Source organism: Aerococcus sp. L_32 (assembly GCF_050689315.1).
The window spans coordinates 1-20746 of sequence record NZ_JBOEQF010000010.1 but is presented as its reverse complement, the minus strand read 5'-3'; the positions used below and the strand labels follow the sequence as shown (position 1 = coordinate 20746).

The following is a 20746-nucleotide window of genomic DNA, read 5'->3' as shown; positions in this document are numbered from 1 at the left end:
ATCAATCCTTTTTCGTTGGCTGAGTCTCCAATAATAAAGGACTATAATACAGGTTTGATTGAATGCAATCATGTATTTCTAAAGAATACAATAGATAGAAATATGTGGAAATAGGTAGATTTACCATCGGAATCTCGTATAATAAAAAGAAACGATGAATACAGAAGGTGTGAATAGATTATGACAGATAGAGTTGCTGGTTTACCTTATACAGCTGTATATAAGGGGCTAAATTTAATCCTTACGCAAGATACAGATATTGTGCCAAATATTGTCGGCCACGGTGGGATTGGGAAGTCCCAAATGGTGCGTGACTTAGCCAAACATAACAGTTTTGGTTATTTTGAAATTACCTGTTCATTACTGCAACCTGGTGATTTGACCATGCCAGTTCCTAAAGAAGACCATATCCAGTACTATTTAAATCCTCAAATTCAAGGGGCCATTGCAGAAGCAGAAGCCAATCCAGACCGCAAAGTGATTCTTTTCTTGGATGAATTTAACCGGCCAATCGCCATGGTGCAAGGGGAATTGATGAACCTGGTCTTACAAAGAAACTTGATGGGCCAAGCCTTACCGGATAATGTGGTGATTATTACCGCAGAAAACCCGTCTAGTGATGTGGAAGGTTTTGAGAACACTTCATATGCTACAAACGCCCGTGACATGGCCATTAACGACCGGACCATGCGGATTCGAATGGGGGCCAACTTGGAAGATTGGCTTACCTCTTTTGCCAAAAAGACACGCACAAGTAATCCAGGTCGGACCATGATCCATCCCTTAATCACTGAATTCTTGCAGGCTGATGGCCGTCAATATTTCATTGTCATTGATGAAACAAGAGATAAAAACCCAACTCCACGTGCCTATGAACGCTTATCTAACCTCCTATATGCTTTTGAAGATGCGGGTCATGATATTTATCACCTAACGGATGACTACCTTGAATTCTTGATTGAAGGAATCGAGGGGAATATCGGGGACGAAGCAGGTCAAGTTTTTGTGACCTTCTTGAGACAGCAACAAACAGATTTTATTAAACCAACGGAAGTTGTCCAAGCGCAGGGGACTGAGTTAGACCAAGCCATACTTGACCGCTACCAAGCGATGCCAATCGTGCGTCGTAAACGGGTAATTGAAGATTTAACGGATTATATCGTTAACCAACCGAATTTAATCGAAGACAAGCATCTAATCAGCCGTTATACAGATATTTTCGTCGCTTCTGAACCGGATGAAATTTATATTTTAATCAAACGAATGCATGACGGGCCGGCTGATTCAGCTATGGCGCACTTCTTCAAGGCCTTGAACCAACATCCTGACTTTGTGGAGAAAACGTTTGACATCACTATGGCTGTGAACGCCAACCAATAGACAATAATCAGGAAGAAAGAGGGTGCCTAAGTGAGTGAGAATGCATTATTTTCCGCCTTTGAATTTGAAAATATCGAGTCGACCTTTAGGAAAATGAGAATCGCTTATATAACCTTTCTAAACCATGGTCAATACGAGGACTACGAGAAATTTGCTGACGCCCAAAATCAATTGTTGGGGATTTTGACGGCCACCCTTATGAACAATCAAGACTCGCAAAAGGGGGCAAGAGATGTACTTTTTGCGGGGATTCTCTTCCATACCGACCGGGAGATGAATGGGTCACTAGCAAAGCCCATTACCATTGGTTTCCGTGGCTTAGACCTGGTCATGACCATTAATCCAATCCTATTCTACCTTTATTATGAAACGCCTGAGGGGATGCTAGCGGCCATTAGACAGATGTGTTACCACGTTTTATTTGGCCATATCGTTGAGTATGATTGGGCTTTTAAAGATGAGGAGTCAGCTAAAGTCATGAGCGTGGCTATGGAAGCTGAGGTGAACCAGTATGTGGATGGCCTACCTGATACGGTGGTGACCTTGAAATGGGTCAAGCATATTACGGAAAATAGACTCATTTTGCCTAAAGCAGGGAGCTTGTACTATTATAATGAGTTAAAAGCGGTCAAAAACGACCCGAAAAAACAGGGGCACAACCGAACAGAATCGACCTTCAATAAGATGCTTGGATCTGGGCAAATGGACGACTTGTACAGCCAATTAACCGGTAATTTCGATCCTAATAAGGCGGAAGAATTGCGGATTGACTCGGCCAAGCAATTGAAAGAGGAAATGAAAAACAACCGGACCATGCAACCTATTACACCTAATAGTCAGCATGCGGACTTATATCGGAAGTTGATGAATGGTTTAATTAAAGATTCTTACAGTCAAATGACTGAAGAATTACGATTAAAATTATCAAGTGAAGTGAAAGTCAGCATCGATCAAATTACTAAGCAACGGGCCTTAAACTGGCGGGATGTGATTAAACGAGGCATGGGGACGTCATTAGTGCCTTATAAAATGTCTAAAAACCGGATGAATAGACGACAGCCGCATCGAGTGGATTTACCAGGTCGTGTTTTAGATACGGCTAGTCGATTAGTGGCATTCTTTGATACCTCAGCTTCACAAAATGAGGAGGCTTTAGCATATTCGCTAGGTGAATTGGCCAACATTCAAAAGACCTTGCATGCAGAAGTGTGGGTTGTTCATGTGGATACGACAGTCCAATACGCCAAACCCTTATCCTTCCAGTCTTTGAAAGATATGGCATTTGCGGGTCGCGGGGGGACTTCTTTCGCTCCGGCCTACCAGTGGCTACATGAACAAGGCTTTACCGATGAAGATACGGTAGCCGTTTATTTCACAGACGGCTATGGAGATGATGATTTTGAACGATATGGGTTCACGAATATGTATTGGATTCTAACAGAAACTGAAGTGGGCGACCCATCTCCTTTATCTACGGATGGTGAAGGTAAGGTCTTATACCTGAAAGCTGATGAACGATATAACCGCCATATCTTGCGCCATCATAAAAATGCGCCAATCAATCACCAGCAAAGTGATCATATTTAGGAGAGTTATATGGATACTATAAAAATCAAAAAAGCTTTAGTTAAGGCCCAAATGGGTGACTATACTGCTATGGTGAAAGATATCCCCTATGCCACCTTTAAACAGTTGCATATTCCCTTTCAATTTAATTTCAAACAAATTGACGAAGAAATCGCAGCTTATATTGTAGCGAATGGCTATTTAGAGATGTTTCCAAGTCAGATGAACCAACTAAACCTCTTACAAAAAGGCAACCATTTTAGACTGGAAACAGGGATTCCAAGTGATAAGGACGCCCAATTTCTAGCCAATGCATGGGCAAAATACGAAATCATCAAGCGGGCTGACTTAGCCAATACAGCTAAAGAATCCATGATTAGCCGCACGGGTAGCCAAGTATCCATGTGGGATAAATTAATCGGCCAAGATATACCAGAATTAAAAAATCAGCAAAAAGCATTATTAGCAGAATTTGCATGAATACTCGTGTAAAAATACTAACGAATATAAAAGCTGACTAAAGCATGTCAGATTGGACGTGCACTTTGTCAGCTTTTCTGTCTATAATTTTGGGTTGCATTTCAATTTACCTTGGCGCATGATGGAGGTAAGAATATGATGAGTGAGGGGAAGCAGATGGAAAAGCAAGACAGCTTAAAATCGATTGTTTTCGAGCGTCAAAAATTTGATCTCAATCACATCCGGGAGATGCATACCTTATATATTGAAGATTACCCAATTGTCTATATCCTACATCAAAATAAAGAGACGAATTCTCGGCCTAAAGCCTATATCGGCCAAACAGTTCATGTCCACAACCGGATGCGGGACCATTTAAAAAATAAGGCACGAAAAGACTTAACAGACGCCTTGTTTATTGGCCACCAGGCCTTTAACCAGTCAGCGACCTTTAATATTGAAACTAATTTAATTAACTATTTTATAGCGGACAACCAATTTTCCTTGCAAAATGTGAGTCAAACAGCCAACTTGTCCATGCACAATTATTATCAAAAAACCTTATATGACGATGATTTATTTGAGGACATCTGGGAATCCTTACGGCATGAGGGTTTGGCCAGGGAGACGACTGATAACCTTAAAAATCGAGATATCTATAAATTATCGCCCTTTAAAACCCTGTCTGAACCACAGCGGGCATTAAAAGAAAATATCCTGAATTATTGCAAGCGGGTGATGCAGGATATTCGCCAAGAAAAATCCGTCAAAAAGAAAATCTATGTCATTCACGGGGAAGCTGGAACGGGTAAGAGTGTCATTTTGTCATCCTTATTCAATACCTTACAAGAAGAGGCTCGGCAAAGTCATTCCGTATTGGCGGGGACTAAAAACTTCTTATTGGTCAACCATTCGGAAATGTTGAAAACTTATCAGCAAATTTCAGAATCACTGCCTTATCTGAAGAAGAAGGATTTCGCTAAACCGACCACTTTCATCAACAATCAAAAAATCGAGCAAGCGGATATTGTCTTAATTGATGAAGGTCATTTGTTGTTGAGCCAAGCGGATCCCTACAACAATTTCTACGGCGAAAACCAATTAGATGCCATCATGGACAAGGCCAAGGTTGCCATCCTAATTTTTGATGAAAAGCAATATTTGAAGGTCAAGAGTAAGTGGCAGTCGGACGATTTAAAGTCTATTTTGAAGAAATACGACGCCGAAGAATACCATTTGACCGACCAGTTCCGTATGAACGCCTCACCAGCAATCATGAATTGGGTGAATGATTTTGTTGGGCAAAAAGTGACGCCACTTCCGCCTTCTGACGACCACTTTGAATTCAAGGTCTTCAACGATCCAACTGCCTTCAAAGATTATATCTATCAAAAGAATGCGGATAAGGGACTGTCACGAATTGTGTCCACCTTTGATTTCGCCCATAAGAAGAATGGCGACGTCTACCTAGTGGACGAAGCCGGCATCAACCTACCTTGGAATACAACCGATAGTAAGGTGACCTGGTCAGAGCGGCCAGAAACCATCAATGAAGTCGGGTCCATTTACACTGTCCAGGGCTTTGATTTAAACTATGTGGGGATTGTCCTTGGACCGTCGATTGATTACGATTTTGAGACCGAAAGATTAACCATCGATCCAAGCAAGTATCAAGATACGGGTGGTTACAGCGGTGCTAATCGTTTTGCCAGTCACAAAGAGGCCATGGCTGCTAAAGAGCAGATCATCTTGAATTCAATCAACGTCTTGATGAAGCGGGGAATATACGGCTTAGCCATCTATGCGGTTAATGACAATTTGAAACGGAAATTACAGGACGTGAGAGTGGAGGCAATGCAGGATGACATCTAGTATGGACAAGGTCAATCAATTCCGGGATGAGCGGAACTGGCGACAATTTCACAATGAGAAGGATTTAGCCCTATCAATCACCTTGGAAGCGTCGGAATTACTGGAAATCTTCCAGTGGAAAACGGCAGCCGAGGGCGTTGAGGATTTGGACGCTATTAAAGACGAGTTAGCGGATGTGCTGATTTATGCTTATATGTTGGCGGATAATTTAAACTTGAATGTCGATGACATAATCGAACGAAAGCTGATTAAAAACAATGAGAAATACCCGGTTGAAAAAAGCCGTGACAACAACAGTAAATATACAGAATTGTAAACAAAATCGCGACCAGCTTCATTCAAGACTGGTCGCGATTTTATTTGTAATTTTATTTATATAAAAGTGTTTATTTTGCCAAGCCTTTATTGCCTTTGTATAAAGTAATGATGGTCCAAACGAGTAAGGATAGGATGAAAGCCATAGTTAAAATAACTAGGGCATGGGCTAGGAAAATTTGCCTAGCTGTCGGGTCGTCGCCAAAGAAGGATAAGATTTCATCCGGTAAACCAAGCATGTTTAAAACTGTTAGTCCAATGACAGATACCCAACCTAAAAATTTGACGATAAGGGTATTCTTAAAGCGGTGACCCATATCTCTTTCAGAGTCGGTAATCATGAGTAAAGGAATAATTGAAAATGGTAGGGCAAGGGCTAAGAAGACTTGGGAATTGTTCATCAAGTTATTCAAGGCGATATGCTCTTCGACAGTCCCTTTTTGGCTAGTATACATGACACTCAATACGACAGGGATAATGGCTATTAAACGGGTCATTAACCGACGAGCCCAAAGCGGTAATTTCAGTTCAATAAAACCTTCCATAATTACTTGACCGGTTAGGGTACCCGTAATAGTTGAATTTTGACCGGAAGCAAGTAGGGCTACGGCAAATAATGTGGCCAATACACCTTTTGAGGCTAAATCCGCTAAGACAGAATTGGCCATAAATTCTGGATTAGACAAGGCTTCATATAAACCAAAGAATGACGGGTCTTGAACGACGCCAGTTTTGAAAACTGCTGCCCCCATCACAAGTAGTAAGGCATTGACGATAAAGGCGAGTCCTAATTGAATGTTAGCGTCCCACATGGTAAACCGTACTGCAACCGCCACTTGGTCTTGGTTATCGTGGTCTATTTTCCGACTTTGTGAAATAGCGGAATGCAGGTACAAGTTGTGAGGCATGACGGTTGCACCGATAATGCCTAGAGAACCAGCTAAGGGTGTCATCCCGTTCACTGCTGGACTTGTTTGAAGGACATCGCTGGTTGGGACAAAGGATGCGATAATGGCTGACCAAGTGGGATTTGATAAGGCCACTTGGTAAACAAATACGAATAGGATAACAAAAATCAAACAAACGACAATGGCTTCAATCTTCCGAAATCCAATGTGGGTAAGTAATAATAGGAGCAGGACATCGAAGACCGTAATCAAAACAGCGATGAGTAAGGGGATATTGAATAGGAGGTACAAGGCAATGGCTGCCCCAATAACTTCTGCAATATCAGTTGCCATAATCGCCAATTCAGTAATAATCCATAAAATAAAAGCTAGTTTTTTATCAGTCCGTAGGCGGATGGCTTGGGCCAAATCTTCTTGGGTGACAATCCCTAGTTTGGCTGCCATATATTGGAGTAGCATGGCCACGAGTGATGATAATAAAATTACAGACATCAGCATGTATTGGAAATTTTGCCCCCCAGTAATGGAAGTTGACCAGTTACCTGGATCCATATAACCGACGGCAACTAGGGCACCTGGTCCGGAATAAGCTAAGAGTGTCCGCCAAAATCCTTTGCCGGTTGGGACTTCAACTGTTCCGTTTATTTCACTTAATGAAAGATTGCTGATCTTTCTTTTATTTTCTATACTTGATTCTTCTACCATGGGCTACCGACTCCTTTGAAAATTTCTTTTGCAAATAGAGTATACGCCTATAAAAGGCAAAGGTAAATATAAAAATAAGGTTAACCTAAAATGAATACATAAGAAAACCACAAATGGTTAGGTGATGGCTTGGCTAGCTAAACTTTCTTCACCTATATAGACAAGGGCCATACTCGTACAAGTCGCCAGATATGTGGTAAAATAACAGAGATTAGGAAAAGTGAAGGGATGACCTTTTTGTCACGACCTTATACGTAAAAAGTGAAGTAAAAAAGATAACGTAAAAAAGATAAAGCGAGTGAATCCAAGATGCCTCAAAAAACCAAACAAACGCCTATGATGGAACAATATAATGAAATGAAAGGCCAATATCCGGATGCCTTTTTGTTCTTTCGTCTAGGTGACTTTTATGAAATGTTTAATGATGATGCCTTAAAAGCGGCCCAAATTTTAGAAATTACCTTAACCTCGCGCAATAAAAATGCGGAAGATCCAATCCCTATGTGTGGGATTCCTTACCATTCAGCCAGCGAATATATTAAAACCTTGGTCAGCCAAGGTTATAAGGTAGCGATTGCTGAACAATTGGAGGACCCCAAATTAACCAAGGGCATGGTCAAACGTGGTATTGTTAAAGTCTTGACACCGGGGACCTATATGAATGACAGCATTGGCATGGTTGAAAACAACTACCTTTCTGCCCTAGATTACGTTAACGGCCAATACGTTTTAGCCTTTTCAGATGTGGGTACTGGGGAATTAAAAGTGACTACGCTTGACGACTTTAATGCTGTTTTGACAGAATTTGCCCAATTACAATCAAAAGAATTGGTTGTTTCCCAAGCTGTACCAAAAGACCAGGTAGAAGAATTACAACACCTACAATCCTTCACCTTATCACCTTTTGAGTTGACAGCTGAAGCAAGGGCGAAAACAAGAGAAAGTTACAAGCAAATCCTAGCCGACATTTCTGATGACCAGGAATTGAATGGACTCTTATTACTATTGACTTATGTAAATTCTATGTCCCACCAAGCAATTGACCATTGGCAGGCGGCGACCCACTATGAAGTAGCGCATTACCTCCACATGGACTACTATGCCAAAAGTAATTTGGAATTAACCGAATCAGTTAGAACCAAGAAACGGCAAGGGTCCTTGTTAGCCTTCTTAAATAAAACAGAAACGGCTATGGGCTTTCGTTTACTAAAAAATTGGTTGGATAGACCACTGATTTCCCTGCCGGCAATTGAACGTCGTCAAGCTCAAATTGAAGATTTGATCGAACATTATTTCCAACGTCTTGAAATTAAAGACCTATTACACGGGGTGTATGACTTAGAGCGGTTAGTGGCAAAAGTAGCCATGGGGAACGTTAACCCTAAAGAATTACTACAATTAAACCAGTCACTATGTCGGGTCCCAGGAATTATTGACACCGTTGACCAAATTGCAGCGGATAATGAAGATGAAAGTGTATGGGCCAATATCCAAGGGCAAATTACGGACTTACCTGAATTGACAGCGATGATTTCAGCGGCAATTAAGGAAGATGCACCGGCGACTTTAAAAGATGGAAATGTCATTGCGGATGGCTTTAACCCGCAATTAGACGAATACCGGGATGCCATGCGTAACGGCCAACAGTGGGTTGCCCAATTGCAGGCAGATGAACGGGCCAAAACGGGCATTAAATCCCTTAAAGTTGGCTATAATAAGGTCTTTGGTTACTATATCGAAGTGACAAAAGCCAACCTACATTTACTTGAAGAAGGCCGTTATGACCGCAAGCAGACCTTAACAAACGCTGAACGGTTCATCACACCCGAACTTAAAGAAGTAGAAGCAAAAATTCTTGAAGCGGAAGAACAGTCACAAGTCCTTGAACACCAACTTTTCCAAGCCGTTCGTGAAGAAGTGAAGCGTCATCAAGCGACTTTGCAGGCGATTGCGAGTACAGTAGCAACTATTGATGTGCTTCAGTCTTTAGCGGAAATTTCAGAAACCCACCAATACGTGAAACCACAATTTATGACCGACAAACGTGACTTGTACTTGAAAGAATCAAGGCATCCGGTGGTTGAAGGGGTCATTGGCCAAGATCGGTTTGTGCCCAATGACATCGTGATGGATCCTGAAACAAGCATTTTGATGATTACAGGACCAAATATGTCCGGTAAATCAACTTACATGCGGCAATTGGGATTGATTGTCATTCTGGCCCAAATGGGGTCTTTTGTACCAGCTAAAGAAGCCCGTTTACCGATTTTTGATAAGATTTTCACCCGGATTGGGGCGGCAGATGATCTTTTAGCAGGTCAGTCGACTTTCATGGTGGAAATGATGGAAGCCAATCAAGCCTTGCAGCACGCCACCGATAATTCCCTATTATTATTTGATGAATTGGGACGCGGAACGTCTACTTATGACGGAATAGCCTTGGCCCAAGCTATCTTGGTCTATATCCATGACCATTTCGATGCGAAAGTTCTTTTTTCAACGCATTACCACGAACTTACAGCCCTAGATGAAAGCTTAGCACGCTTAGCCAACATTCATGTTGGGGCCAGTGAAGAGGACGGGGAATTAGTCTTCTTGCATAAGGTATTTAACGGTGCAACGGACAAGTCTTATGGGATTCATGTAGCCAAATTGGCCGGCATGCCGGGTGAATTATTGCAGAACGCCCAAGTGGTCTTGCAAGAACTTGAAGCCCACAATTTAAATGAAGTCAATAAGGACCAACAGCTGTCATTATTTGATGTGGTCCAAGAAGAAAGGCCAACGAAACCGGTAGATAATAGGCCAGTGGATGCAGGCAGTCAAGCAGTGATCGCCCAATTGAAGGCTGAAGATATTTATAACTTAACACCGATTCAGGCCTTAAACTTCTTAGCAGAATTAAAGAGCCAATTATAAAGGATGATGTAAATGGCGATACAAGAATTACCCATTCAAGTAGCCAACCAGATTGCAGCGGGAGAAGTGGTTGAACGACCAGCCTCTGTGGTAAAGGAACTTGTAGAAAATGCGATAGATGCCGGCGCCAGTGAGATTGCAATTCATATTAAGGAAGCTGGTTTGCGGTCGATTCAAGTAATTGATAATGGTAGAGGGATTGCCGCTGACCAGGTTGGATTGGCCTTTAAGCGGCATGCAACTTCAAAAATATATAGTTCAAATGACCTGTTCAGAATACGAACACTTGGTTTTAGAGGGGAAGCTTTGCCTTCTATCGCTTCTGTTTCTGAAGTAACTATGAATACTTCGGATGGGGAATCATCAAGTGAAATTTACTTAAAAGATGGCGGTATTATAGACCAGAAGACATCTGCATTGCGTCGAGGTACATCTGTATTGGTAGAGAACCTCTTCTACAATACGCCAGCCCGTTTGAAATATTTGAAGAGTTTACAAACAGAATTGGCCCATATTACAGATATCATTAACCGTGAGGCCCTTGGACATCCAGACATTCGCTTTAACTACACCCATGACGGGAAAACCTTATTGTCAACAAATGGTAAGGGCCGGGTCAATGAAGTCTTAGCGGCCATTTACGGATTTAGACAGGCCAAAGATATGGTAGCTATTGAAGGCGAAAACTTAGACTTTCACATTTCAGGATACGTGTCCTTACCAGCTGTCACTAGAGCCAGCAAGTCTTATATGTCCTTGTTTGTGAATGGTCGTTTTATCAAAAACTATAAGTTGAACCAGGCCATTTTAAAGGGTTATGGATCTAAATTAATGGTCGGACGTTACCCAATTGCAGTCATTTATATTGAACTTGACCCGCAATTGATCGATGTGAACGTGCATCCAACCAAACAAGAGGTACGTATTTCTAAAGAGGACGACCTTTATGACATGATTAAAGCCGGCATTATTGATGCCCTAGCCCCTGTACAACGAATTCCAGATGTATATGCAGACGGTGAAGGGGATGATGGCCAATCAGTCAATAACAGCGATTCATTTGCTTCAACATCTTCTGGGCAAAACAACTACCGCCCTCTAAGCCAGCCAACTACTTATCTTGGCGAGCAAGCCAGTTTCGACTTCTCGGCCAGTCAAAGCAGTCATGGAAGTAAGGGCCAACATGACGCCAATAGCCCTTTTTCAGGCGATGATATCATTGGAAACTTCAATGAAGATTTCGATGATGATGTTAAAGAAGATCTCAATCAATCTGTCCAGGTGCCGACTTACTTGCTGGATGAAGCCCAGGTGGTTCAAGCAGAAGACCTTGAAAATGGGGATGATCATTCAGATGAGGCGCCAGTAGCCTATTTGGATACGGAACAAGAAGTGGACTTGCCAAAATCTCACAACAAACCAGTTTGGCAAACGGTTAACCAAGTTCGTGCGCTTGACCAGGCTATCGTAGACCGAAATATATCCTTTCCAGAGTTGACTTATGTGGGGCAAATGCAGGGAACTTATTTGGTGGCTGAAAATGAGACGGGCATGTATTTGGTGGACCAACATGCGGCCCAGGAGCGGATTAAGTACGAATACTACCGGGATACCATTGTGGAATTTGGAACGGCAATGCAGAGTTTACTATTACCGATTGTCTTTGATTTCTCAAATTCGGAGGCCCAAGAGATTGACCAAATCCGGCCAAAATTGTTGGAAATGGGGATTGATTTGGAACCCTTTGGCCCAAATTCCTTCCAGTTACAGCAGCACCCAATTTGGATGGGCAAGAAGAATGTCCAAAAAATTGTGGAAGATTTGATCGCCTTAGTTTTAGAAGATCCTAAAGCGACGGTAGGCAATTACCGGGAAGCAACGGCTATCATGATGTCTTGTAAACGGTCGATTAAAGCCAACCATTATTTAGACGACATGCAGGCGAAACAATTGCTGCATGACTTGGCTTATACGAAAAATCCTTATAACTGCCCGCATGGTCGGCCAGTGTTGGTTCATTTTTCAAATTATGAAATTGAGCGGATGTTCAAGCGAATTCAAGATCCGCACGAGTCACCTCAATTGTAGGGTGTGTGAAAGTCGTAATCTAGATTTTCGTGTATAGAAAGATATTGTGCTAGAATATAAGTAACGAAAAGCGAGTTGTGACTCTTATGTCACAACCTCAACTGAACGAAAAAAAAGGAGTTTCATTATGACAAAAGACTACAATAAAGAAGAACGTTTGAAAGAACTATCTGAATTAGAATATGAAGTAACACAAAACGCGGGTACTGAACGCCCATTTACTGGTCAATATGATGACTTCTACGAGCAAGGTATTTACGTGGATATTGTGAGTGGTAAACCATTATTTGTATCTACTGATAAATTTGATGCCGGTTGTGGTTGGCCATCATTTTCAAAACCAATTTTGGAAGATGAAATTGAAGAGTTAGATGACTCCTCATATGGTATGAAACGTGTTGAAGTCCGTTCAAAAGACGCAGATACCCACTTAGGTCACGTATTTAACGATGGCCCAGCTGAATTAGGTGGCTTACGTTACTGCATCAACTCAGCTTCACTTCGTTTCGTATCGCTAGAAGATATGGATAAAGAAGGCTACGGCGACTTGAAAGAATTAGTGAAGTAAGACCATGTACGAATTTATGATAGGTCAGGTTGAAAGTGTCTACCCAGATGCTGTCATACTTGAAACGGGGGGGATTGGCTACTATATTTATATGGCCAATCCTTATCGTTTTACAGACAAAATCGGGCAAGACCAACTAGTGAAAATTTGGTTGTATCAATCTGTTTCAGAGAATGACATCCGTTTATATGGCTTTAAATCACAAGAAGAGAAGATTATCTTCCTGCAGTTGATTTCTGTTTCTGGTATCGGCCCTAAATCCGCCTTATCCATCCTATCATTAGACGATAACGCCGGTTTAGTCGCAGCCATCCAGGCAGAAGACAATGCCTTTTTAATGAAGTTTCCAGGTGTTGGCAAAAAGACCGCCGGCCAGATTGTGCTGGATTTAAAAGAAAAACTGCCAAAAGTTTTAGCTGAGTCTCCGTCTTCTGCACTATTCAAGCAAGAAAGCTTGGATATTCAAGGACCAGACCAAGTCAACCTACCATTCATGCATGAACTTGAAGAGGCCATGGCTAGTCTTGGCTACAGCCAAAGAGAAATCAATCGCGTAGTGAAAAACGCTGATTTCTCCGGTGTAACGACTACAGCAGAAGCCATTCGCATCGCCTTGAAATTTATCACAAAACGTTAATATAGGAAAAGAAAGGAGGCAGTCGCCATGGATTTTGATCATCATGAAGATTTTGACCAGGAAGATTTAGATGTTGAAATCGTCCATAACGGCCAAATTAACTCACCCCATGTACAAGCAGATGAAGCCCAGGAATTATCCTTACGACCTAAGTTTTTGCGGGAATATATTGGCCAAGCTGAGCTAAAAGAAGAGTTAGCGATTTATATACAAGCAGCTGAAAATCGTGATGAAGCCCTTGACCATGTCCTCCTTTATGGACCACCAGGTTTAGGGAAAACCACCCTGGCTAATATTATCGCCAATGAAATGGGGGTTAATATTCAAACCACTTCTGGACCAGCCATTGAAAAAACAGGAGACTTACTAGTCTTGTTGAATGAGCTGTCAGCAGGAGATGTTTTGTTTATTGATGAAATTCATCGCTTACCCCGTGTGGTAGAAGAAATGTTGTATTCTGCTATGGAAGATTACCAAGTAGATATTATTGTTGGACAAGATGAAGGGGCGCACCCTGTGCATTTTCCGCTGCCACCTTTTACCCTAATTGGGGCAACAACTAGACCAGGAGCTTTGTCTTCACCGCTACGACATCGGTTTGGGATTGTTCAACATTTACGCTACTATACAGTGGATGAATTAGCGACCATTGTTGAACGGACAGCCCGTTTATTTGAAGTGCCAATTAAAGATCAAGCAGCGAAAGAAATCGGGATGCGGTCACGAGGGACACCTCGTATCGCCAATCGATTATTAAAGAGGGTCCGTGATTTTGCCCAAGTCTATCACGAAGATGGTTTAATTGACGATCCTATCACGGATAAGGCCTTATCTATTTTGAAAGTTGACCAGGCAGGTTTAGACGAAACGGATCGAAAGATTCTCGATGTGATTATTCGCTATTATGGTGGGGGACCGGTTGGTTTGTCGACCATAGCAGCGAATATTTCAGAGGAAACGACAACAATAGAAGATATGTATGAACCCTTCTTAATTCAAAATGGGTTCTTACAAAGAACGCCACGTGGTCGTCTAGCAACACCAAAGGCCTACGACCATTTAGGCATACCCTATGCGGAGGAATTTTAAGTGACATTAACGACAAATGATTTTGATTTTGACTTACCAGAGGAACTGATTGCCCAAGTACCCATTCAAGACCGGCTAGCTAGTAGACTGTTGAAACTTGACGCCCAAACTGGGGATTTCCAGGACGGCTATTTTCCAGATGTAGCTAGTGAACTTGAAGCGGGTGATGTCTTGGTATTGAATAATACCCGAGTATTACCAGCACGTTTACACGGGATTCGCCCTGATACGGGTGGACATATCGAAGTCTTACTATTAAATAATACGGAAGGCGACAAATGGGAAACCTTGGTTAAACCAGCTCGCCGTATTCGTGTGGGGACTGAGATTGTTTTTGGGGACGGTCAATTAGTGGCGGTTGTTACTGAGGTGCTTGAACATGGTGGCCGAATTGTGGAATTCAAATATAAGGGCATCTTTTTAGAAGTGCTTGAGGCTTTAGGGGAAATGCCATTGCCACCATATATCAAAGAGAAACTAGACAATCCTGACCGGTATCAAACCGTCTATGCCAAGGAAAATGGGTCAGCGGCGGCGCCAACAGCGGGTCTTCATTTTACAGAAGAATTTATGGCAGACTTAAAAGACCGGGGTGTTGAAATTGCCTACCTAACCTTACATGTTGGACTTGGGACCTTCCGGCCGGTATCTGTGGATGATATCGATGCCCACAAAATGCATTCGGAATTCTATCGTTTAGACCAAGAAAATGCGGCTAAAATTCGACGTGCCCAAGAAGGTGGACACAAGGTGATTGCAGTTGGGACGACATCTATCCGCACCCTTGAAACGATTGGCACTAAATTCAAGGGGCAAGTCCAAGCTGATTCTGGTTGGACCGATATTTTTATCGCACCAGGCTATCAATTTAGCGTGGTTGAAGGTTTTATTACTAACTTCCACTTACCTAAATCAACTTTAATTATGTTGGTTTCAGCCTTTGCCGGACGCGACCATGTCCTTGCGGGTTACCAGCATGCGGTTGAAGAAAAATACCGGTTCTTCTCCTTTGGGGATGCCATGTTCTTACGAGGGCCCCAATACGCTGATCCAGCGATTACTGCAGAAGATATCGAAGCGGCGAAACAACGAAATAGTCAGTTTTTTATTAATGAAGACAAATAAATAGTGATTTTAAACAAACCATATGAATGAGGAGGTGACCGGATGTTTGTGCCATTACATGTAAATTCAGCCTATTCCCTATTAACTAGTCCCATGTCTGTTGAAGCGTACGTACAAGCAGGGGCGACTGCAGGTTATACCCATTTAGGCTTGGCCGATGTTAATGTCATGTCAGGCAGCTTGGCATTCGTCCGTGCCTGTGAGCAAAATGGCATCACCCCTTTAATCGGGCTAACCGTCCAGTTGAATATTGACAATGTCAAAGAAGAATTGGTTGTTTACGCAAAAAACTACGAAGGCTATCAGCATCTGATGGCCCTTTCGTCGTCTTTAAAATTACAAGCAGAAGCCAACCGCCGGGCCATTTACCAAGAAATCACCATGCACGCGGATGATTACATTGTGATTTTTTCTGCTATGAGCGGCCCCCATATGCGGTACTTGAAACAAGGCGACGGTCAGGCAGACTACGACCAGTTAGAGAAAGAGCTACTTTGGTGGCGACGCCATTTTTCAGATGACCAATTATTCCTAGGCCTTTCAGCTTTGGAGAATGAACAATTCCACGCAAAAGCCATCATCGAATTGAGTGAACAATCAGGGATTCCATTAGTCGCTATGCCACACATTCAATATGCAAATCCAGAGGACTTCTTCACCCAACAAGTCCTTGAAGCCATTGACAATAATAAGCCGATGACAGTGATTGATGAGTTGAAGCAAGTGAAAGGGTCCCATGAACTTAGAAGTCCAGACCAATGGGCCAATATGTACCAAGACCTAGATAATAAAGTTTCAGTTTATAAAGACTCCTTGGACCGGTTAGAGGCAGCAGTGAAGGGTATTGATATTGTATTTCCTCAAGTTGAAACCTTGTTGCCCAAATATCCGCTACCGAGTGAATACACGGATACACCGAAATACCTAAAAGACTTAGCGGAAGCAGGGTTAGTTAAGCGTGTGGCGAACATTACAGATGCTTACACCGACCGCTTGGCTTATGAATTGTCAGTCATCCATGATATGGGCTTTGACGATTATTTCTTAATCGTTTGGGATGTGATGAATTATGCCCACCAACACCATATTCAAACGGGTCCTGGACGTGGGTCGGCTGCCGGGGCCTTAGTGGCTTACGTCTTAGAAATTACAGACGTTGACCCGATTGCAAACGACTTACTATTTGAGCGGTTCTTGAATCCAGAACGGCAGAATATGCCAGACATTGACCTGGATTTCCCGGATAATAAACGACAAGAAGTGCTTAACTATGTCTACCGGAAATACGGGGACAACCATGTAGCACAAATTGCGACCTTTGGGACATTTGGTGCTCGGCAAGCCCTAAGAAATGTAGGATCTGTTTTTGGAAAAGCGCAAGTGACGCTTTCTGAATGGGCTAATACGGTAGGCAATAATCCTAATTTACCAGCTGAAACACTAACAGCAGTCCGTGACCAGTCACAGAAATTGCGGGAATTAATTGAAAACGAAGACCACGGGCAATTATGGTTTGATACCGCCCGTAAACTAGAAGGGTTACCACGTCACGTCTCCACCCATGCGGCCGGTGTTGTGATTGCAGACCAACCATTAACCTTGCATACACCGCTTCAAGCCTCATCCACCCATATTCCAAATACCCAATATACAATGGGGGATGTGGAGGCAGTGGGCCTACTGAAGGTCGACTTTCTGAGCCTATCCAACCTGACTATTTTGCATGACGGGTTAGCGGCCGTTGGTAAATTAACCAGTCGACCAGTTAAAGCCTTAGATATTCCATTAGATGATCCAAAGACTTATGAAATCTTCCAACATGCAGATACCAATGGCGTCTTCCAATTTGAATCGGACGGTATTAAGAATGTTTTGAAACAAGTAGCGCCTACATCCATTGAAGATGTGGTTGCGGTTAATGCCTTGTACCGACCAGGTCCAGTCCAACAAATTCCACATTTTGTGGCCAGAAAGCATGGTCGTGAAGCTATTGCTTACCCACACCCTGATTTAGTACCAATGTTAGCCCCTACATATGGCGTTATGGTCTACCAGGAACAAGTAATGCAGGTGACCCAAAAAATTGCAGGATTTAGTCTGGGTGAAGCGGATATCTTGCGTCGTGCCATCGGTAAAAAGAAACATGAAACCATTGAAAGAGTCCGCAAACAATTTATCAGCGGGGCTATTAAAAATGGCTACCAGGAAAGTGTCGCTGTGCAAATTTATGACTATATTGAAGCCTTCGCCAACTACGGTTTCAATAAATCGCATTCCTTTGCTTACTCATACTTGGCTTACCAGTTGGCTTGGATCAAGGCTAATTATCCAGTTGCTTTTTATTATGGCAACCTGAAACATACAAGGATATATGATAAAAAAGGGAAGAACCTGGTACTAGAAGCGAAAAACCACGGGGTTAAAGTGATCAATCCAGATATCAACAAGTCATTTTATGGCTTGTCAGTTGTGGATGACCACCAATTACAACTCGGCTTAGGCGACATTCGAGGCATTCCTAAGCGTGCAGTAGAAGAAATAATTCAAGCTCGGGAAGCGGAAGGACCATTTAAGGACTTTACCGACTTTATTCACCGACTTGGAAAGCTCGCCCTCAAAGAAGACATCTTAATCAAATTGGCCCAAGCAGGTGCATTGGATAGCTTTGGCTACAACCGACGTACCTTACAATTGGAAGCTATCCCTAAGATGATTACCCATGAGCAACTCTTTAAAACAAACAATCAACGCCAAACCTCGCTACTTGGGGACGACGACTTGTCAGCCATGTTCGCACCGAAGATTGTTGAAATCGATGAATTTGACCAACACCAATTAATTGAAAATGAAATAGAAACGCTGGGGCAAGCGTTATCGATTAGCCTTTTTGAAGACTATGAAAGTTTTTATCAAACAGGGACTATTGATTACATTGAAAACCTCAAAGAAAATGACAAAGCCTTTTTCATAGGTGAGGTTATGGCGGTGAAACGAATCACTACTAAGAAAAATCAACCCATGGTCTTTGTGACATTAGAGGACCAAACGGGGCAAATTTCTGTGACGGCATTCCCGGAAGCTTATATTACTTTCGCCAAACATTTAAACCAGGGCAATGCCTTGTTGGTTTACGGAAAGACGCAAAAGCGCAATAATGAATTGCAAGTCGTCTTGACTAAGGCTTGGATGTTGGATGAAGATACAAAAGCTTATTTAAACAATTTGAGTCAAAAACAAGCAGACGGTTCTGGTCAAGCAGATCATGCTGGCGGACAAAAAGACCAGCTTGCACAAAGCACTCAAGTCCCAGTTTGTTGGATTCGCGTTGAAGATAAGGCCAAGGCTAGTGAGCTGAAAGCTGGACTACTGGAAGTTGTTGGCAAATATCCGGGGCAAACCAGGCTTCATTTTACGATTGTGGCGAGTCAAGAAAACTACTGGTTGTCTGAAAAGTATGCGATTGAAGTGACGGATGAATCGGTTACAGAATTGATTGCTTTCTATGGCGAGGAAAATGTGGTTGTTAAATAGCATAAAATACTTGTATAACTTTGCACAAAATAAGAAAACGTAAGACATTAGCTATGAAAAATGGTAGAATAGCACTGTAAATAAATTAATTGAGGTGGAAAAATGGGAAAACGTATAGGAGTTTTAACTAGTGGTGGAGACGCCCCTGGCATGAACGCAGCTATTAGAGCAGTTGTCCGTAAAGCAATTCATGACGGAGATGAAGTTTTCGGTATTCGCTACGGTTATCGTGGCTTAGCTGAAGGCGATATTTTCCAAATGGCGGAACACGATGTTAGTGATTTAACTGCTCGTGGAGGCACCATGCTATATACTGCCCGTTATCCTGAGTTTCAGGATGAAGAAGGCCGTAAACCAGCTATTGAACAATTAAAAAAACATGGTATTGACTCTTTGGTAGTAATCGGTGGGGACGGTTCATACCGAGGCGCAGCATCATTGGCGGCGGAAGGTATTCAAACTGTCGGCATTCCAGGAACAATTGATAACGATATTCCTGGTACCGAATATACAATTGGTTTCGATACCGCATGTAACACTGCCTTAGAAGCTATCGATAAAATTCGTGATACGGCTACTAGTCATCTTCGGACATTTGTTATCGAAGTGATGGGTCGTAATGCTGGGGATATTGCTGTTTGGACTGGTATCGGTTCAGGGGCTGAGCAAATTATTATTCCAGAAGCAGAATTTAATATGGATGAAATTGTTGCGAATATCGAAGAAGGTCGACGTCGTGGTAAGAAACATTCTATTATTATCCTTGCTGAAGGTGTAATGGAAGGTCATGAATTCGCTGATAAACTTTATGAATATGATGACTATCATGCACGTGTTACTGTATTAGGTCACGTTCAACGTGGTGGATCACCTACAGCTCGTGACCGTGTGTTAGCAGCACTATTCGGCTTCAAAGCTGTGGAATTGCTACATGAAGGTGCTAGCGGTGTTTGTGTGGGTATTAGTGGAGAAAATATTATCTCTACTGATATTAACGAAGCATTGCAATCGAAAGGTCACTCACATACGTCTCAAGTAGATCTATACAATATCAACTCAGAAATTTCATTTTAATTTTTTCTAAGAAAGGATGCATTAATCATTATGGAAAAAAACACCAAGATTGTATGTACCATTGGACCCGCATCGGAGTCTGTAGACACTTTAGTTCAACTGATTGAATCAGGTATGAACGTTGCTCGTTTGAACTTCTCTCATGGAGACCACGACGAGCATTTAGCACGTATCAACAACATCCGCGAGGCTTCAGAAAAAACTGGTCGCCGCGTTGCAATCTTATTAGATACTAAAGGTCCTGAAATTCGGACAAACAATATGAAAGACCACAAACCTGTAACATTGGTTAAAGGTTCTGAAGTTCGCGTATCAATGACAGAAGTTGAGGGTGACGAAACAAAATTCTCAATTTCATACACTGAATTGATTAATGATGTGGAAAAAGGTTCTCATATCTTAATTGATGATGGTTTAGTAGACTTATTAGTAACTGATATCGACACTGCAAACAACGAAATCGTTACTGAAGTACAAAACACTGGTATCGTCAAAGATAAAAAAGGTGTC

15 protein-coding genes are annotated in these 20746 nt (G+C 42.2%); 14 read left to right on the top strand and 1 reads right to left on the bottom strand.

Features of this window, described 5'->3' with window-relative positions:
• Positions 1-180: 180 nt before the first annotated feature.
• The 5 genes from ACRCJ0_RS01730 (at position 181) to ACRCJ0_RS01710 (ending at position 5593) form a co-directional block, all read left to right on the top strand.
• Entirely contained in the window at positions 181-1380 is a 1200-nt protein-coding gene (locus tag ACRCJ0_RS01730; protein ID WP_431389322.1) for an ATP-binding protein, read from the top strand.
• Between the two features lie 30 nt (positions 1381-1410).
• Positions 1411-2967 carry a VWA-like domain-containing protein gene (locus ACRCJ0_RS01725; RefSeq protein WP_419970787.1) on the top strand — a complete coding sequence of 519 codons (1557 nt, stop codon included), beginning with the start codon at positions 1411-1413 and terminating at the stop codon, positions 2965-2967.
• A gap of 9 nt (positions 2968-2976) precedes the next feature.
• Positions 2977-3426: a hypothetical protein gene (locus ACRCJ0_RS01720; RefSeq protein WP_431389321.1), complete on the top strand. Its 450-nt coding sequence runs from the start codon at positions 2977-2979 to the stop codon at positions 3424-3426.
• 135 nt (positions 3427-3561) lie between these two features.
• Complete coding sequence (locus tag ACRCJ0_RS01715) at positions 3562-5277, top strand: DUF2075 domain-containing protein (protein WP_431388132.1); 1716 nt, start codon at positions 3562-3564, stop codon at positions 5275-5277.
• The gene (locus ACRCJ0_RS01710) at positions 5267-5593 is read left to right on the top strand and encodes a nucleotide pyrophosphohydrolase (protein WP_419970790.1); all 327 of its coding nucleotides are present in this window, start codon (positions 5267-5269) and stop codon (positions 5591-5593) included. Before ACRCJ0_RS01715 ends, ACRCJ0_RS01710 begins: the two co-directional genes overlap by 11 nt.
• A 70-nt stretch (positions 5594-5663) precedes the next feature.
• Here ACRCJ0_RS01710 and ACRCJ0_RS01705 read toward each other — a convergent pair whose 3' ends face one another.
• Positions 5664-7205, bottom strand: a complete 1542-nt coding sequence (locus ACRCJ0_RS01705) for an Nramp family divalent metal transporter (protein WP_431389320.1) — start codon at positions 7203-7205, stop codon at positions 5664-5666.
• Between the two features lie 309 nt (positions 7206-7514).
• On the opposite strand from ACRCJ0_RS01705, the gene mutS reads away from it, so the two are divergent.
• The 9 genes from mutS to ACRCJ0_RS01660 form a co-directional block, all read left to right on the top strand.
• A complete protein-coding gene (gene mutS, locus ACRCJ0_RS01700; protein ID WP_431389319.1) occupies positions 7515-10124 on the top strand; it encodes a DNA mismatch repair protein MutS in 2610 nt (869 codons plus the stop codon).
• A 12-nt stretch (positions 10125-10136) separates the two neighbouring features.
• Positions 10137-12212 (top strand): DNA mismatch repair endonuclease MutL, encoded by a 2076-nt coding sequence (gene mutL, locus ACRCJ0_RS01695; RefSeq protein ID WP_431387758.1) that lies wholly within the window; start codon positions 10137-10139, stop codon positions 12210-12212.
• 127 nt (positions 12213-12339) lie between these two features.
• On the top strand, positions 12340-12780 hold the full coding sequence (msrB, locus tag ACRCJ0_RS01690) for a peptide-methionine (R)-S-oxide reductase MsrB (RefSeq protein ID WP_417893676.1): 441 nt from the start codon (positions 12340-12342) through the stop codon (positions 12778-12780).
• A gap of 4 nt (positions 12781-12784) precedes the next feature.
• Positions 12785-13417: a Holliday junction branch migration protein RuvA gene (ruvA, locus tag ACRCJ0_RS01685; protein WP_417893675.1), complete on the top strand. Its 633-nt coding sequence runs from the start codon at positions 12785-12787 to the stop codon at positions 13415-13417.
• Positions 13418-13444: 27 nt separating this feature from the next.
• Positions 13445-14506, top strand: a complete 1062-nt coding sequence (ruvB, locus tag ACRCJ0_RS01680) for a Holliday junction branch migration DNA helicase RuvB (RefSeq protein WP_419970796.1) — start codon at positions 13445-13447, stop codon at positions 14504-14506.
• Entirely contained in the window at positions 14507-15631 is a 1125-nt protein-coding gene (queA, locus tag ACRCJ0_RS01675; protein WP_431389318.1) for a tRNA preQ1(34) S-adenosylmethionine ribosyltransferase-isomerase QueA, read from the top strand.
• A 42-nt stretch (positions 15632-15673) separates the two neighbouring features.
• A complete protein-coding gene (locus tag ACRCJ0_RS01670) occupies positions 15674-19162 on the top strand; it encodes a DNA polymerase III subunit alpha (protein WP_431389317.1) in 3489 nt (1162 codons plus the stop codon).
• 102 nt (positions 19163-19264) lie between these two features.
• Positions 19265-20236 carry a 6-phosphofructokinase gene (gene pfkA / locus ACRCJ0_RS01665; protein ID WP_417893671.1) on the top strand — a complete coding sequence of 324 codons (972 nt, stop codon included), beginning with the start codon at positions 19265-19267 and terminating at the stop codon, positions 20234-20236.
• Between the two features lie 30 nt (positions 20237-20266).
• Positions 20267-20746: pyruvate kinase (locus ACRCJ0_RS01660; RefSeq protein WP_431389316.1), on the top strand; the 480-nt coding region annotated here is incomplete at its 3' end.

Coding starts and splice junctions, on each gene's coding strand:
- pfkA (WP_417893671.1), top strand. CDS start 19,265: ATGGGAAAACGTATAGGAGTTTTAACTAGTGGTGGAGACGCCCCTGGC.
- ACRCJ0_RS01710 (WP_419970790.1), top strand. CDS start 5,267: ATGACATCTAGTATGGACAAGGTCAATCAATTCCGGGATGAGCGGAAC.
- ACRCJ0_RS01720 (WP_431389321.1), top strand. CDS start 2,977: ATGGATACTATAAAAATCAAAAAAGCTTTAGTTAAGGCCCAAATGGGT.
- ACRCJ0_RS01705 (WP_431389320.1), bottom strand. CDS start 7,205: ATGGTAGAAGAATCAAGTATAGAAAATAAAAGAAAGATCAGCAATCTT.
- ACRCJ0_RS01715 (WP_431388132.1), top strand. CDS start 3,562: ATGATGAGTGAGGGGAAGCAGATGGAAAAGCAAGACAGCTTAAAATCG.
- msrB (WP_417893676.1), top strand. CDS start 12,340: ATGACAAAAGACTACAATAAAGAAGAACGTTTGAAAGAACTATCTGAA.
- ACRCJ0_RS01730 (WP_431389322.1), top strand. CDS start 181: ATGACAGATAGAGTTGCTGGTTTACCTTATACAGCTGTATATAAGGGG.
- ruvA (WP_417893675.1), top strand. CDS start 12,785: ATGTACGAATTTATGATAGGTCAGGTTGAAAGTGTCTACCCAGATGCT.
- ACRCJ0_RS01670 (WP_431389317.1), top strand. CDS start 15,674: ATGTTTGTGCCATTACATGTAAATTCAGCCTATTCCCTATTAACTAGT.
- mutS (WP_431389319.1), top strand. CDS start 7,515: ATGCCTCAAAAAACCAAACAAACGCCTATGATGGAACAATATAATGAA.
- ruvB (WP_419970796.1), top strand. CDS start 13,445: ATGGATTTTGATCATCATGAAGATTTTGACCAGGAAGATTTAGATGTT.
- mutL (WP_431387758.1), top strand. CDS start 10,137: ATGGCGATACAAGAATTACCCATTCAAGTAGCCAACCAGATTGCAGCG.